General features: G+C 41.0%; 10 protein-coding genes and 1 tRNA gene. 5 read left to right on the forward strand and 6 right to left on the reverse strand.

Annotated elements, in window-relative coordinates; genetic code table 11:
• Positions 1-64: 64 nt before the first annotated feature.
• Complete coding sequence (locus tag HCG69_RS04875; RefSeq protein WP_221649106.1) at positions 65-2956, forward strand: M43 family zinc metalloprotease; 2892 nt, start codon at positions 65-67, stop codon at positions 2954-2956.
• A 78-nt stretch (positions 2957-3034) separates the two neighbouring features.
• On the opposite strand, the gene HCG69_RS04880 is transcribed toward HCG69_RS04875, so the two are convergent.
• The 3 genes from HCG69_RS04880 to rpsO form a co-directional block, all read right to left on the reverse strand.
• Positions 3035-4684, reverse strand: a complete 1650-nt coding sequence (locus tag HCG69_RS04880) for an AMP-binding protein (protein WP_221649107.1) — start codon at positions 4682-4684, stop codon at positions 3035-3037.
• 104 nt (positions 4685-4788) lie between these two features.
• Positions 4789-5364: a helix-turn-helix domain-containing protein gene (locus tag HCG69_RS04885; RefSeq protein ID WP_002558243.1), complete on the reverse strand. Its 576-nt coding sequence runs from the start codon at positions 5362-5364 to the stop codon at positions 4789-4791.
• Between the two features lie 437 nt (positions 5365-5801).
• Positions 5802-6071, reverse strand: a complete 270-nt coding sequence (rpsO, locus tag HCG69_RS04890; RefSeq protein ID WP_002558242.1) for a 30S ribosomal protein S15 — start codon at positions 6069-6071, stop codon at positions 5802-5804.
• 156 nt (positions 6072-6227) lie between these two features.
• Here rpsO and typA point away from each other — a divergent pair, with 156 nt between their 5' ends.
• Positions 6228-8027: a translational GTPase TypA gene (gene typA, locus HCG69_RS04895; RefSeq protein WP_221649108.1), complete on the forward strand. Its 1800-nt coding sequence runs from the start codon at positions 6228-6230 to the stop codon at positions 8025-8027.
• Positions 8028-8205: 178 nt separating this feature from the next.
• Positions 8206-9678, forward strand: coding sequence for a chitobiase/beta-hexosaminidase C-terminal domain-containing protein (locus tag HCG69_RS04900; protein ID WP_221649109.1), 1473 nt, complete (start codon positions 8206-8208; stop codon positions 9676-9678).
• 404 nt (positions 9679-10082) lie between these two features.
• On the opposite strand, the gene pckA is transcribed toward HCG69_RS04900, so the two are convergent.
• The gene (gene pckA / locus HCG69_RS04910) at positions 10083-11690 is read right to left on the reverse strand and encodes a phosphoenolpyruvate carboxykinase (ATP) (protein WP_221649110.1); all 1608 of its coding nucleotides are present in this window, start codon (positions 11688-11690) and stop codon (positions 10083-10085) included.
• A 264-nt stretch (positions 11691-11954) separates the two neighbouring features.
• On the opposite strand from pckA, the gene upp reads away from it, so the two are divergent.
• The gene (gene upp, locus HCG69_RS04915) at positions 11955-12608 is read left to right on the forward strand and encodes a uracil phosphoribosyltransferase (RefSeq protein ID WP_025867053.1); all 654 of its coding nucleotides are present in this window, start codon (positions 11955-11957) and stop codon (positions 12606-12608) included.
• Positions 12609-12877: 269 nt separating this feature from the next.
• Here the strand turns inward: upp and HCG69_RS04920 are convergent, their stop codons facing one another.
• Together HCG69_RS04920 and HCG69_RS04925 are read right to left on the reverse strand one after the other, a co-directional pair.
• Positions 12878-13888 carry a 2-oxoacid:ferredoxin oxidoreductase subunit beta gene (locus HCG69_RS04920; protein WP_025867052.1) on the reverse strand — a complete coding sequence of 337 codons (1011 nt, stop codon included), beginning with the start codon at positions 13886-13888 and terminating at the stop codon, positions 12878-12880.
• A 3-nt stretch (positions 13889-13891) separates the two neighbouring features.
• A complete protein-coding gene (locus tag HCG69_RS04925) occupies positions 13892-15742 on the reverse strand; it encodes a 2-oxoacid:acceptor oxidoreductase subunit alpha (RefSeq protein WP_221649111.1) in 1851 nt (616 codons plus the stop codon).
• Between the two features lie 503 nt (positions 15743-16245).
• Here HCG69_RS04925 and HCG69_RS04930 point away from each other — a divergent pair.
• Positions 16246-16317 (forward strand) — tRNA-Arg (locus HCG69_RS04930).
• Positions 16318-16480: the final 163 nt, after the last annotated feature.

Genomic DNA, 16480 nt, shown 5'->3' on the forward strand with positions numbered 1-16480 from the left:
TAGTATGAACTAACTAAATTTGAAATACTACTTATTCTATATAAACCATTTAAAATTTTTTGCAATGAAGAACAGAACAAGTTATTGGACTACATTACTGTGTCTATTAGTAGCTTTGGGAGGTACTGCGCAAAACGTGCCGGGTTATGTACCGGGAGCGCCTTTGCCATGTCGTGCCCATGAACAGATTCAGCGTTATTTTGAGGAAAACCCGACTGCTTTAAAGAGACACAATCAACTACCGCAAACAAGAGTATCAACAGAGCGTCCCGACTCTTATGTGATCCCGGTAGTGTTTCACGTCTTTGGAGAGACTTTTAATGGGGCAAAGCTCAATGATGAGATAATAAAGGATGCTCTGAGAAAAACGAATGAAGATTTTCAGGGTATAACAGCAAATTCCGGTGATGATAATCCTGACTTTAACAAACTTCAGGCTAATATGAATATTACTTTCAAATTGGCCGAAAAGGGACCCGACGGAGAAGCGACTACCGGTATTCTGTATCATCGTCTTGAAAGTGGGTTCGGGAACTATTATGCACCCCGAATGGCACTGTATGCCTGGGACAACCATAAATATATGAATGTGTATGTGATGAATGATCTTTATGGTGATGGAGTGACCAATAATTCGGGCGTATCCTGGTATCCGGATGTAGAAATGATGGAAGAAAATCTGGCCCGTGTAGTATATAATGGTGCTTATATCGGAATGAATACGGATGAAAATTTCCGTCGGGTATTAACCCATGAATTCGGGCATTTCCTGAACTTGGCTCATACTTTCGATGACAATGGCGGACGTTGGCCCGACGGTTGTAAAGCAAATAAGGCAGGACAACCTAATCCGGGTGACTGGGTAGATGACACGCCTAAAGCAGATGTGGCTCTGATGGGAGCAGCTGACCGGAATTGTGAGAATGAATTGACCAACTGGACGAATTATATGAATTATTCCTATGTGCGTACGTCTATGTTCACAAAGGGTCAGATAGACCGGATGCTCGATGCGCTGGATCATCCGGCTCGTATAGAATTGTGGCAAAAAGAAACTGCCGACCAAGTCTTTTTTATAGAGGAAGCTACCAAACGCATCGCTTTGACCAGTCGTGGAGACATCCTGGAGGCACCTGCCAATGATGGAACTTTTGAGGGTACATTTGAGTTCACATTAATCAATGGAGTACTGGCTGATAAAGACTTTGTGTACGGTACTGATTTTGTTATTGATGGATTGCCGGAAGGACTGACTCCTAAGTTGCAGAAGAAAAGTAACACGGTACTTATTTTATCTTTCCAGGGTAAGGCAGTAGTAAACGACCGGAACATAGAATTAGCTGTAATTTTCAAGAATGGAATGTTAGAGAGTGGTGAGTTATATGATTGTAAATTGCCGTTGACGTTGGAATGTCGTCCCGATTATGGTATTAAGTATGTAGATTGTGAGGATATCAATATTTCATCTGCTCATGGTTGGGAGATTATTAAGTTAGATACAAAATATGAGAATTCTGAATTTGGGTTAATGTGGAACTCTAACCAGGGTAGTTATTACGGTAACCTGTATATCGAATCGTATGAGAAGAAGATGATGGGAGCCAGAACCAATCTGACTGTAGTTAATTATGGAGAAAAGATTGGTGATTCTTCTGATTGGACAACAGGTATTGGAGCTTATCCGAATCTGGGAACTTTAGTCTCTAAAGGCTATGCAAACTGGAAAGGAAAAATTGCATTTGTGGGTATTCAGTTTGAAGGAACTCTGGCTGGTGAGATATTATATGGCTGGCTGAGAATATCTGTAGCCGATGATGGTAATTCGTTCACCTTATTGGATTATGCCTTTAATGAAGCTCCGGGAAGTGCTATCATAGCGGGACAAAAGAGTGGGGACATGGGTAAATCGGAATTGATATTCGGTACTACTTCTGTGATGGAAAATGCAGAGTTGAATGACGGGACAATTACGCAAACTATAAATCTGGTTGTTATGGGAGATAATGCATTCAACCGGACAGGTATCTTGACCGAGGGAACGGATTATACATTGAATGTACCCCAGGGCCTGATTTCTCAATTGGAGGTTGTATCAGAGAAGCAAGCTGTTTTATCTTTCAAAGGAAAGGCCGAAAGCCATGAAGCAAAGGATATGGATGTAACCGAATTAACATTGAAGCCAACCGTATTCAACCATTCGGATATTGAAAATTTATCAGCGCAATTGAGCTTTGATTTTCTGAATCCATATCAGATTATAGTTGGAGATCTCGGGATAGGTGCCGGAGAAGAATATGGAAACTGGACTTATTTTTATGCTCCCGAAGATTTGGATAACGGCTATGGTGCCTGGGAATTTGGTGTAAAACATTTGAAACTGGAAACCTACCTTAAACCAATGGTTTGCCTGGAAAATACGAGGAATATTGCACCTTTGGCCGAAGGAACAGAGATTGGGGTTAAATCCAACTGGGTTACTCCCGGAGATTATCCCAATCAGCTGGATATTGCCACCAGCCAGTTTACCAGCTGGTATGGCCGTACTGCATATGCTGGTTTTGCTTTTGAGTATTTAGGTAATATGTTGTATGGCTGGTTTGAAATAACAGTAAGTGCTGATGGAGGCTATTACGTAGTCAACCGGTTTGCTTACAATGAAAAGCCGGGTGAACCTATTTTTGCCGGTAAGATTGATACAGGTGGAGGAAGTGCTATTCATAATCCGGGTCTTCAGGCTGTCTCTTTGTCTCCCAATCCTGTAAGTGATCTGTTACATATAACTGCTCCGGAGCGTACTCACATATCTGTTTATGGTATTAATGGAACAAAAGTATGGAGTGGCGTAATGACTACCGGACAAACAGATGTCTCAGTGTCGTATTGGGAAAAAGGTTTCTACTTTGTTCATTTGTCTAAGGACGGAGTGAATGTGGTACAAAAGATTATGGTAAAATAGAAAAGAAAGATAAAGAAAAGGCCAGCCGATAATTAATCAGCTGGCTTTTTTTTATTTTGAAGTATATTGCTGCAAGAGTTATATTATCTCGATTCCCTGTTCTTTACAGAGTTGCAGTCCCAGATCTTTTAATTTGAATTTCTGTATCTTTCCGCTACCTGTCATTGGAAATTCGTCGATAAAGAAGATGTATTTGGGTATCTTATAACGGGATATCTTGTTTTTGCAGAAGTCTCTTACATCTGATTCGTGCATCTTTACTCCTTCGCGGAGAATGATAAAGGCTCCTACAGCTTCTCCGTATTTCTTAGAGGGAATTCCTGCCACCTGTACATCTTTTATACCGTCTAACTTATAGAGGAATTCTTCTATTTCGCGTGGATAGATGTTCTCTCCTCCACGAATAATCATATCTTTAATACGGCCGGTGATGCGGTAATTACCGTCTTCGTCTTTGATACCAAGATCACCCGAGTGCAGGAAGTTATTCTTATCAATCACTTCGGCCGTGGCCTGAGGATTTTTATAATATCCTTTCATTGTGTTATAACCCCGGTTACACATTTCACCTTGTACTCCTACCGGACATTCTTCTCCTGTTTCCGGATCGATTACTTTTACTTCGGTGAATTCAAAATCATGTCCCACTGTATTACAACGAACGTCAAACGAGTCATCAATTCGTGTAGCCGTCATGCCGGGGGCTGCTTCTGTAAGTCCGTATACACTGGTTACTTTCATGTACATTTTCTCTTCCACCTGTTTCATTAATTCTACCGGACAGAGAGAACCTGCCATAATTCCGGTACGGAGGCTGGACATATCGAACATGTCGAACATCGGGTGGTTCAGTTCGGCAATGAACATAGTGGGAACTCCGTAAAGTGCCGTACAGCGTTCTTTATGAATAGATGCTAATACTACCAGTGGGTCGAAACGTTCTACCATTACTTGTGTACAGCCATGGGTGAGGCAGTTCATTGTGGCCAGCACCACACCGAAACAGTGGAATAACGGCACACAGCAACATAATTTGTCATCTGCTGTGAATTTCATATGCTCACCGGTGAGGTAACCATTGTTGGCAATATTATAATGGGTAAGCATTACTCCTTTAGGAAATCCGGTGGTTCCTGATGTATACTGCATGTTTACTACATCATGGCAGTCTACCTGGCTTTTCAACTGATTCAGCTTTTCGTCTTCCACATTATTTCCCAGTAACAGAATTTCGGCAGTGTTATACATGCCCCTGTGTTTTTCCTGGCCTACATATATCACATTTTTCATGTAGGGGAAACGTTCGCTCTTCAGATGTCCCCGTTCACAGGTTTTTAATTCAGGAAGCATGGTATAAGTCATCTGTACAAAATCGCTGTCTTTCTCTCCGTTGACAATACACAGTGTGTGCATATCGGAATTCTGGCAGAGATATTCCAATTCAGCCTGCTTATAATTGGTATTTACAGTTACGTAGACGGCACCTATCTTGGCGCAAGCGTATAGTAACGTAAGCCAGTCGGGTACATTGGCAGCCCAGATTCCTACGTGTGTACCTCTTTCTACTCCGATGGCGATAAGACCTTTAGCCATATCGTCTACGCGACGGTCGAGTTGTTTCCATGTGAAACGCAGATTACGGTCGGAGTATACAATGTATTCTTTGTCGGGAGTTTCCTCAGCCCAATGTTCAAGCCATTGGCCGAGAGTTCGGTTGTATAATTGCATGATAAATGGTGATAAGTGTTGAGTGATAAGCGATTAGTGATTAGTGAGAAGAGATAAGTACGATGGATATGCGATACTTATCACTTCTCACTAATCGCTAATCACTAAATAGGTGTATAGATTACGGCCAGAATTTTTGCTGCCTTTCCTTCATAAGCATGTACGTGGTGCGGGACAATGGAGTCATAGTAAATGCTGTCACCTTCTTCAAGCAAATAACTGGCTTTACCATAACTGATTTCCATGATGCCTTCCATAACCATGATAAATTCTTCGCCTTCGTGAGAAGAGAGTACAAAGTCATTGTCAGCGGTAGGAGCTACATCAATAATGAACGGCTCCATGTGGCGGTCGGCTTTAGACTTAGATAAAGAGTGATACTCCATGTGCTTGCGCGAATGAATGGCATTGTTGGAGAAGCTGATGGAATCTTTGGCTTCTTCCTTACGGCATACCACAGGACCTGTTTCGTCCTGATCGTCAAGGAATGTTCCCAAGCGTACTCCCAATACACGTGCTATCTTGATCAGTGGTGCAAGTGACGGAAGGTCGATATTCCCCTCGATGCGTTCTACTTGTTCTACTGCCAGGCCGGAGCGCTGTGCTAATTCTTCTATTGTAATCGATTTGTTTTCGCGGAGGGCTTTTATTTTTTCTCCGACAATCTTACTTGTATCCATATTGATAGTATTTATTGTCTATAAGGTTATAATTTAGAGCTATTAAGTTGCAAAAATAGCAAATTCTTTATAGCATCGCAATTATAAGTGTAGAAAATGTCAATTTACTGTTTCCTCTTGCGGGGACAAACTTCAATCAATCGTTTGGTTACTGGCATATACTTTCTGCCTCGGTGAAGGGTATTGTACGACATGTACATCTCGTGCAGTCCCAGATGTACATGTCGTACAGTCCCAGATGCACATGTCGTACTGTACGAGATGTACATGTCGTACAATGTTCTGTTACGACTTCTTTAAAGGCTGTCTACGGTATAGCGTACGAAGGGTTTAATGAAAGTTCGGGTAGGACAATAACTGAGGGAGGGCTAAAAAAAAGAAGTCGCTTCTTCTTCTCAGAGAAACGACTTCTTTTAATCTTGTTTGTAACAAGCGGATTACTTACGCAATCCAAGAGTTTTGATAATGGCACGATATCTTTCGATATCTTTTGCTTTCAAATAGTCGAGTAAGCGACGACGCTTACCTACCAACATTGTCAAAGCTCTTTCAGTACTATAATCTTTTCTGTTGAGCTTCATATGCTCAGTCAGATGGGAGATACGGTATGAAAACAAAGCTATCTGAGCCTCAGCTGAGCCAGTATCAGAGTTAGACTTTCCGTATTTTCCGAAGATTTCTTGCTTTTTAGCAGCATCTAAATACATAATTCTTAGTTTTTTGTAATATATAAACTTTACTTTTGAGCGTGCAAAGATAGCCATTATCTTTATATCCCACAACGTTTTGCAGGAAAAAAAATCTATATAGGTCTTTTTTCTAATCCAATTTTCGTACCTTTGCCGGCAAATATTAGGTATTATATGCAAAACATTAGGAACATTGCAATTATTGCCCATGTTGACCATGGGAAAACGACGTTAGTCGATAAGATGCTTCTGGCCGGAAATTTGTTCCGCGACAATCAGACAAACGGTGAACTAATTCTGGATAACAATGACCTGGAACGTGAACGAGGTATAACGATTCTCTCTAAAAACGTTTCTATCACTTATAACGGAACTAAGATTAACATTATTGATACTCCGGGGCACAGTGACTTCGGTGGCGAAGTAGAACGTGTGCTCAATATGGCCGACGGATGTATTCTGTTGGTAGATGCTTTTGAAGGCCCGATGCCTCAAACTCGCTTCGTATTGCAAAAAGCATTGGAGATCGGTTTGAAGCCTATTGTGGTTATTAATAAAGTAGACAAACCCAACTGTCGTCCGGACGAGGTACATGAAATGGTATTTGACCTGATGTTCAGTCTTGATGCTACAGAAGAACAGCTTGATTTTCCAACTATCTATGGTTCGGCAAAGAATGGATGGATGAGTACCGATTGGCAGAAGCCTACAGATACTATTCTTCCGTTGTTGGATTGTATTATTGAGAATATTCCGGCTCCTACGCAATTGGACGGTACACCTCAGATGTTGATTACTTCATTGGACTATTCTTCTTATACAGGTCGTATCGCCGTAGGACGTGTACATCGTGGCGTGTTGAAGGAAGGCATGAATGTGTCATTGGCAAAAAGAGATGGCAGCTTTGTGAAATCGAAGATTAAAGAGGTACACGTATTTGAAGGACTGGGTCGTGTGAAAACGACGGAAGTAGAGTCCGGAGATATTTGTGCTTTGGTAGGTATTGATGGTTTTGAGATCGGTGATACGATCTGTGATTATGAAAATCCGGAAGCATTGCCGCCAATCGCTATTGACGAACCTACTATGAGTATGTTGTTTACTATCAACGATTCTCCCTTCTATGGTAAAGACGGTAAGTTTGTAACTTCACGTCATATACATGATCGGTTGATGAAGGAACTCGATAAAAACCTTGCCCTTCGCATTCGTAAGAGTGAAGAGGATGGTAAGTGGGTTGTTTCCGGTCGTGGTGTTCTTCACTTGTCTGTACTTATCGAAACGATGCGTCGTGAAGGATACGAGTTACAGGTAGGACAGCCGCAGGTTATCTATAAAGAGATAGATGGTGTAAAGTGCGAGCCGATAGAGGAGTTGACCGTAAATGTCCCCGAAGAATATTCAAGTAAGATTATCGACATGGTAACCCGCCGTAAGGGGGAGATGACGATGATGGAAAGCAACGGTGAACGTGTAAATCTTGAATTTGATATGCCGTCACGTGGTATCATCGGTCTTCGTACCAATGTGTTGACTGCTTCTGCTGGTGAAGCTATTATGGCTCATCGCTTCAAAGAATATCAACCGTTCAAGGGTGAGATTGAACGTCGTACCAATGGTTCTATTATAGCCATGGAGGCCGGAACGGCATTTGCTTATGCAATTGACAAGTTACAAGATCGTGGAAAGTTCTTTATTTTCCCACAGGAAGAGGTGTATGCCGGACAGGTGGTAGGTGAACATTCTCACGAAAAAGATCTGGTGGTGAATGTAACTAAATCGAAAAAACTGACTAATACCCGTGCTTCCGGTACGGATGATAAAGCGAGGCTGATCCCTCCTGTACAATTCTCACTTGAGGAAGCTTTGGAGTATATCAAGGAAGATGAATATGTTGAAGTTACTCCGAAAGCAATGCGTATGCGTAAAGTCATTTTAGATGAAAACGAACGTAAACGTGCGAATAAAAATTAACGCTTTTGTAATATAGTAAGGAAAAGCCCGGCTGGAGTCATCTTGCCGGGCTTTATTTTGCTTGTAATTGCTCTTGGTATTACAATGCGGTAACATTGTGAAATTTTAAATATTGAGCGCTTGCTTAATTTTAAATATTGTATAACTTTGTGGAATAATAACTTAAAAACATTATGATATGAAAAAACTATTACTTTCGTTATTTATGGTGGTTGCAGCTGTGGCTACAAGTTTTGCAACGGAGACTGTATTTGATTTAACCAAACCGGAATTATTTGGTTATGCAGTACCTGCATCAGGCCAAGGTACTAATCTTGCAGATGGTAATTTGACTGCAGGTAATATTGTAATTGCCTCAAAAAAAGTGGCTAATAGTGATACTCGTTTTTGGGGAGTTGCTGCAGGAGTTGAAGGAATTCGCGGATATGCAACATCTACTTTGACTTTTTCTACTACAAATGGTGAAGTGATTACCGAGATTAAATTTGCAGGTGGTGCTATCTCTGCTACTATGTTGACTTTTGATACAGGTACTTATGATAGTCCATTATGGACAGGTTCTGCTAATGAAGTAGTATTGACTTTTGGAGGTACTGCTAAAATTAACTCAATTACTGTTACGACAGCTTCTGCATCGGCAGTTCAGGCCCCTAAGTTCTCTCCGGCTGGTGGAACTTATTACACAACTCAAGAAGTAACTCTTTCTTGTGGAACCGATGGTGCTATTATTCATTACACTACTAACGGTGATGAACCAACAATGGCTTCTGCGACTCATGCTGATCCTATTAAAGTTGAAACTACTACAACAATTAAAGCAATAGCGATTAAGGGTGGTGACAAGAGCGATATTGTTTCGGCTGTTTATACAATTTCGGAACCCATTGCTGTTGCTAATATAGGGGAGTTTGCCGGGCAATCTAAGGATGCTGTTGTTAAGTTTACGAATCCGGTGAATGTTATCTATCAGAATGGTTTGTATCTTTTCGTTCAGGATGCTACTGGAGCAATGCAAGTTTATGGTAATATTGGGCAGGTATATAAAAATGGTGATGTGATTCCGGCAGGATTTATGGGTACAGTTGGTGAATATGGTGGTCTTAAACAATTAGCTCCTATGGCAGATACTTTTGTTGCAGGTACTTCTGGTGCAGCTATAACCCCGGATATTATTGCAACTGACGGAGTTGTTGAAGCTTTGGTTAACAAGTTGGTAAAAGTAGGAGGTGTGACCATTACTCTTGATGATGGTAAGACAAAGAATTATACTATTACTGATGCTAAAGGTACTGCAGCAGTTTATGATCGTTTTACCGGTGTTGTAATACCAAAAGATGAAAAGAAATATGATGTTACTGCTATTGTAAACATATATAATGGAGCTATCCAGCTTTTCCCGACGGAAATTACTGAATCCCAAAACGTAGGTATTGCCGATACAGAAGGTGATAACACTGTTGCAACCGTCTTTGCCGGTGATAAAGCTATCAAGATTGATGCAGCCGAAAGTGCTCAGGTTCTTGTTGTTAATACTGTCGGTCAGGTGGTGGCAAGCAAAATAATTGCTGCTGGTGCTAATATAGTTGAGGTACCTGCTGGTCTTTATCTTGTTAAAGTAAATAATGCTGTAACTAAGGTGATCATTAAGTAACTTTGATTATTAAGATATGAAAAAAGGAAAGTGTATGTACGACAATGAGTCGGTATACACTTTCCTTTTTAGTTTTATCAGTAAATACTTTGTGCTATTAATTTCCTGCCTGCCAGGGAAGGTCGGTTATCGGATAATTTTTCAGTTCACCTTCATCAGCCATTTTTATACTTAGGTCGGTGTCAATACCCATTTAGGAGAATCATCCAGTTGAACTTTCAGTTTGTAGTTCTTGCATAGACCATTTGCTACGAATTTTGTAGCAAAGTAACGTCGGTATAGTTCTAATTTATTATTCGTATATGCGTTAAGAGTAAGAAACAAAAAAAGCGATCCCCTTTTGGGAATCGCTTTTATAATTATAATCAGTTTTTGAACTTTCGTTCGAAACGATTTGCTTTATCTTACAATTTCGGACCAGCAGCAACCAATGCTTTACCAGCTTCGTTACCTTCGAATTTAGCGAAGTTCTTGATGAAGCGAGCAGACAGGTCTTTTGCTTTTTCTTCCCATTTGCAAGCACATTCGTAAGTGTCGCGTGGGTCAAGAATTTTAGGATCAACTCCCGGAAGTTCTGTAGGAACAACAAAGTCGAAGAAAGGAATAACCTTAGTAGGAGCTTTGTCGATAGAACCGTCAAGGATAGCATCGATGATACCACGAGTATCTTTGATAGAAATACGTTTGCCAGAACCGTTCCACCCTGTGTTAACCAAGTAAGCCTTAGCACCAGATTTTTCCATCTTCTTCACCAGTTCTTCAGCATATTTTGTTGGGTGCAATGACAAGAAAGCAGCACCGAAACAAGCAGAGAATGTAGGAGTCGGTTCAGTGATACCACGTTCTGTACCTGCCAATTTAGCTGTAAATCCAGACAAGAAGTAATATTTAGTTTGCTCAGCGTTCAGGATAGATACCGGAGGCAATACACCGAATGCGTCAGCTGACAAGAAGATAACTTGTTTTGCAGCCGGGCCTTTAGATACCGGTTTAACGATGTTTTCGATGTGATAGATCGGGTAAGAAACACGAGTGTTTTCTGTAACTGACTTATCAGCGAAATCGATTTTACCGTTAGCATCAACAGTAACGTTTTCAAGAAGAGCATCACGTTTGATGGCATTGTAGATATCCGGTTCGCTGTCTTTATCCAAGTTGATAACCTTAGCGTAGCAACCACCTTCGAAGTTGAATACACCTTCGTCGTCCCATCCGTGTTCGTCGTCACCAATCAACAGACGTTTCGGGTCAGTAGACAAAGTTGTTTTACCTGTACCAGACAGACCGAAGAAAATAGCTGTGCTTTTGCCTTCTTTGTCTGTGTTAGCAGAGCAGTGCATAGAAGCCATACCGTTCAATGGGAGCAAGTAGTTCATGTAAGAGAACATACCTTTCTTCATTTCACCACCGTACCAGGTGTTCAGGATAACCTGAATCTTTTCTGTAAGGTTGAATACAACTGCAGTTTCTGAGTTCAGACCCAGTTCTTTGTAGTTTTCAACTTTAGCCTTAGAAGCGTTCATGATAACGAAATCAGGTTCACCGAAGTTAGCCAGTTCTTCAGCTGTCGGACGGATGAACATGTTTGTTACGAAATGAGCCTGCCAAGCAACTTCCATGATGAAACGCAGTTTCAGACGAGAGTTAGGGTTAGCACCGCAGAATGCATCAACAACAAACAATCTTTTGTTAGAAAGTTCTTTAGTTGCCAATTCTTTAACGGCTTTCCAGCATTTTTCATCTACTGGTTTGTTATCGTTTTTGTATTCGTCAGAAGTCCACCATACTGTGTTTTCGCTGGTAGCATCTTTAACGAAGAATTTATCTTTAGGAGAACGACCTGTGTATACACCTGTCATTACGTTTACAGCACCCAGTTCTGTTTTCTGGCCTTTTTCAAAACCTTCCAAACCCGGTTTGGTTTCTTCAGCGAACAATACATCGTAAGACGGGTTGTGTAAAATCTCTGTTACACCTGTAATACCGTACTTGCTTAAATCTAAATTTGCCATTTTCTTTTGAATTAATTTAAATTGGTATTTTGTTTTATTATCTCATTCTGGCATTTAAGGGAAAGGATGTTTTTAAACATCTCCTTGTAAATCGGCTACAAAAGTAGTATTTTCTTTGGAAAGAAATAACGTATTAGAGAAATTTTTCCCTAATCGAATCTCTTTTATATATTACTAACAATATCTGCTAACTGAATGTTGCAATTTGAAAGATTATCATTTACTTTGCATCGTATAAATTCTGAATAAATAAAGGCTAATAAAATGAAGATAATTGATTTTAGTGAAACAAATTCTATTCTGAATCAGTATGTATCAGAAATAAGGAATATAGAAGTTCAAAATGACCGTCTGCGTTTTCGTCGTAACATTGAGCGGATAGGTGAGATTATGGCTTATGAAATGAGTAAGACGTTTGCTTATTCTGTAAAGGAGATTCAGACTCCTTTGGGGATTTCACCGGTCAGTACACCGGATAGTCAGTTGGTAATCAGTACTATTCTTCGTGCCGGGTTGCCATTTCACCAGGGCTTTCTGAGCTATTTTGACTATGCAGAAAATGCCTTCGTTTCGGCATATCGTAAGTATAAGGATACATTGAAATTTGATATACATATTGAGTATATTGCTTCACCACGTATCGATGGAAAAACTTTGATAATTACTGATCCGATGCTTGCGACGGGAAGCAGTATGGAGCTTAGTTATCAGGCTATGCTTACTAAAGGGCATCCGGCAGAAATTCATGTAGCTTCTATTATTGCCAGCAGGCAGGCGGTGGAACATATTGCTTCGATATTTCCGGAAGATAAAACGACTATTTGGTGTGCAGCTATTGATCCGGAGATTAACGAGCATTCGTATATTGTTCCGGGATTAGGTGATGCCGGTGATCTGGCTTACGGAGAAAAAGAATAGGAGAGCTGTGAATCATTATTCTTCTCAATATATATGAAACAACTTTCTCAATGCATATGAAACAGTGTTCTCAATGTATTGAGAATTTTTTCTCAAAGCTTTGAGAAAAGACTCTCAAAGGGTTGAAACAGATAGACCCTCTAAAGCCAATAAGAAGTATATAAAGCAGAGGATGTTTATATAGAATGCTGAAGGGGTGATAAGAAAAAAGAGGTCGCACTGTAACCGTCTTAGGTAAGTGCAACCTCTTTTCTGTTTGTATATAGTAATTATTTTACTTCCCAGGTATCGTTGGTCATAAGTAGTTCGTTGAAATTGTGATATTTCTTCTTACCTTTTACTTCCTCGATCTGCTCTACTACGGCATCATTGTAAGTAGGAGCTTCCACATCGCGAATTACACCTAAAGCAATCGGGAACTCGGGACCTTCCATCAGTGCAAGTTTCAGTTGCAGTGTGTTGTCTGCGCAGTGGGCATCGTGTATCAGAATATCTTTCTCTGTGATACCATTTTCTCCCAGCTTTACTACTTTCAATCCGAAACCTTGCTGCATTAACCCAAACTCTTTGTTTTCACCAAAGATCATCGGTTTGCCATGCTCCAGATAGATTGCATTTTTAGCGCGTCCTTCTTTGGTAGCAACGCTCTCGTGGGTACCGTCGTTGAAGATAACGCAGTTTTGCAGTACTTCTACGACAGAAGCGCCTTTATGGTTGGCTGCTGCTTTCAGTACCTCTACAGAAGCGGCACCATCAACAGCTATACAACGGGCAAAGAAGCGTCCACGTGCTCCAAAACAAAGCTCTGCAGGGTGGAAAGGATCTTCTACTGTTCCGTAAGGAGATGATTTACTGACAAATCCACGTTCCGAAGTCGGAGAATATTGCCCTTTAGTCAGTCCATAAATACGATTGTTTAGCAGAATCATATTCAGGTCTATATTACGACGAACGGCGTGGATAAAATGATTACCACCGATAGCCAGTCCGTCACCATCACCGGATATCTGCCAGATAGTCAAGTCGGGATTAGCAACTTTGGCACCTGTAGCTACGGCAGCAGCACGTCCATGGATGGTGTGGAAGCCGTAGGTGTTTACGTAATAAGGCAGACGGGAGGAGCAGCCGATACCGGAGATTACTGCGATATTGTGCGGAGCAACTCCCAGGTCGGCCATTGCTTTATGCAGAGAGTTCAGGAAAGCATGGTCACCACATCCCGGGCACCAACGGGGCTGACCTGATTTATAATCTTTTGCTGTATATACTGTTTCGCTCATCTCTTATTCCTCCAATAATTTAGTGAATGCATCTACAAGTTCTCTCGTAACGAAAGGTTGCCCCTTCACCTGGTTGAATTGGCTGACATTCAGTCCGGGCACTTTCATTCGCAGGTATCCGGCAAATTGCCCCAGGTTCTGTTCGACTACTATAATCTTTTTGTATTTCTTCAGTACGTCAGCTGTGTTCTTGGGTAACGGATTGATGTACTGGAAATGAGCAAGGGCTACTTTCTTACCGTTCTTACGCATATGTTCTACAGCCGAATAGAGATGTCCGTATGTTCCACCCCATCCTACTACCAGTAGGTCAGCATCTGCATCACCTTGTACTTCGAGTTCAGGAATACTATCGGCAATCTTATCTACTTTGGCTTGGCGTAACAACGTCATCTTATGGTGATTCTCAGGTTCAGTAGAGATCACTCCTGTTTCGTTGCTTTTTTCCAGTCCGCCGATACGGTGCATAAATCCTTCTGTTCCCGGAACAGCCCAGTAACGTGTACCGGTCTTCTCGTTGCGTTGGAACGGAGTCCATGTTTCCGCCATGTCCGGAGTGACGTATGGAGGATTAATAGCCGGGTATTCTTCCAGATTAGGTAACTTCCAGGCAGCAGAACCATTGGCGATGAAAGCATCAGTCAGCAATACTACCGGAGTCATGTGTTCCAGGGCTATCTTGGCTGCCATATAAGCAGCATCAAAGCAATTGGTAGGTGAAATAGCGGCAATAACAGGCATCGGGCTTTCGCCATTACGGCCGTAAAGCGCTTGTAACAGGTCGGTTTGTTCCGATTTAGTAGGAAGCCCAGTCGAAGGACCGCCACGTTGTACATTGACTATTACCAACGGAAGTTCGGCAATGACAGCGAGGTTCATCGCTTCGCTTTTTAAGCATACACCCGGTCCGGAAGTAGTAGTAACAGCGAGGTCGCCTGCAAAAGCAGCTCCTACGGCTGAAGCACATCCGGCAATTTCGTCTTCACACTGTACTGTTTTTACACCCAGTGATTTATGTTTTGAAAGCTCGTGTAGAATGTCTGTAGCCGGAGTAATAGGATAAGAACCCAGGTAGAGTTCCAGTCCTGCTTTCTCAGCAGCGGCAATCAGACCATATGAAGTGGCTTTGTTACCATTAATATCGGTATAGAGTCCTTTTGCTTTCGGACTTTTACTTTCTATTTTATAAGTAGAGGTAGAAGCATGGGTATTGGCGCCGTAATTATAACCGTCGTTCAATACTTTTATATTTGCTGTGGCAATCTCGGGCTTTTTAGCAAACTTCTGGCGAAGCATGTTTTCTGCAGCTTCGAGGTTACGGTTGAAGAGCCAGCAAACCAGTCCCAGTGCAAACATGTTTTTGCAACGGAGTATAGCTTTGTTATCCAGTCCGGAATCTTTCAGACTCTCTTTGCACATAGATGAAATAGGTACTTCAAGTACTTCTTGCTTAACACCTAATTCTTCAAACGGGTTATCTGTTGTGAATTTTGCTTTTTCCAGATCTTTTGCTCCAAAAGAATCGGAATCAGTGATGATCAATCCTTGCGGTTTACAGAACTTAATCTGTGTTTTCAGTGCTGCGGGGTTCATTGCAACCAATACGTTGCAGCGGTCGCCCGGAGTAAATATCTTACTTGCTCCAATATGTACCTGGAAGCCGGATACACCCGTTAATGACCCTTGCGGGGCACGGATATCTGCCGGATAGTCAGGGAATGTACAGATGTCATTTCCTACTGTTGCCGACACGTTCGAGAAGATGTTGCCGGCCAATTGCATACCGTCGCCGGAATCGCCGGAGAAGCGCACTACCACTTGCTCCAATTCTTTAACCATCATTTCGTCTGCCATAATTTTACTTACTATATTTAATTTTAGGATCGACTTTCTTCGTTTTGCATAAATATAACCCCTTTTTAAGTGGTTTGTGTATATTCATTTATTGTGCAGAAGGTTTCGCAAAGGTCGTAAAGTTAAACGACTTAGCAAAATCTTTTTCTGTTTATCTGTAGCCTCCTGTCAAAAGAATTATGTTATGGGGCTATTTTGGTATTTAGAGTAAGCAAAATGCGCTGTTCTGTGTCTTGTTTGTGTTTTAAATGATTGCATATTGTTATTGCTCTTTTATGCTGAAAATGACGAAATGTTGCAGTTTTTATGCAAAATACAATCTATCTGTTAGTTTTTAGGGTGTATTATCTTGCAATGATGAGAATATTCTTGTTCTTTACTGACTCTATTTTATAGTATATTTTATGACTGCCTTATTATTGTTCGGATACTCTATAAATCTGTATGTTCTGTCTTGTTAAATCAAGAGAATACGTTATCTTTGCAACCGAAATCTAAAAGGAGGTCCTGTAGTTCAACGGATAGAATAGAAGTTTCCTAAACTTTAGATAGGGGTTCGATTCCCCTCGGGACTACTTTCAGAGAAGCAATTATCTTACAATGGATAATTGCTTTTTTATTTTTAAATACAGTGTGAATAGAGTATTATGATAGAATGAACAAATTTTAGATAATATGCAGTAATTTGTATGAAACGTGATTGATTGTTTGACAATTGATTGCGTTTTGTTTTTTTGT

Origin of the sequence: Bacteroides sp. K03, assembly GCF_019734355.1 — a bacterium.
Classification (GTDB): domain Bacteria; phylum Bacteroidota; class Bacteroidia; order Bacteroidales; family Bacteroidaceae; genus Bacteroides; species Bacteroides nordii.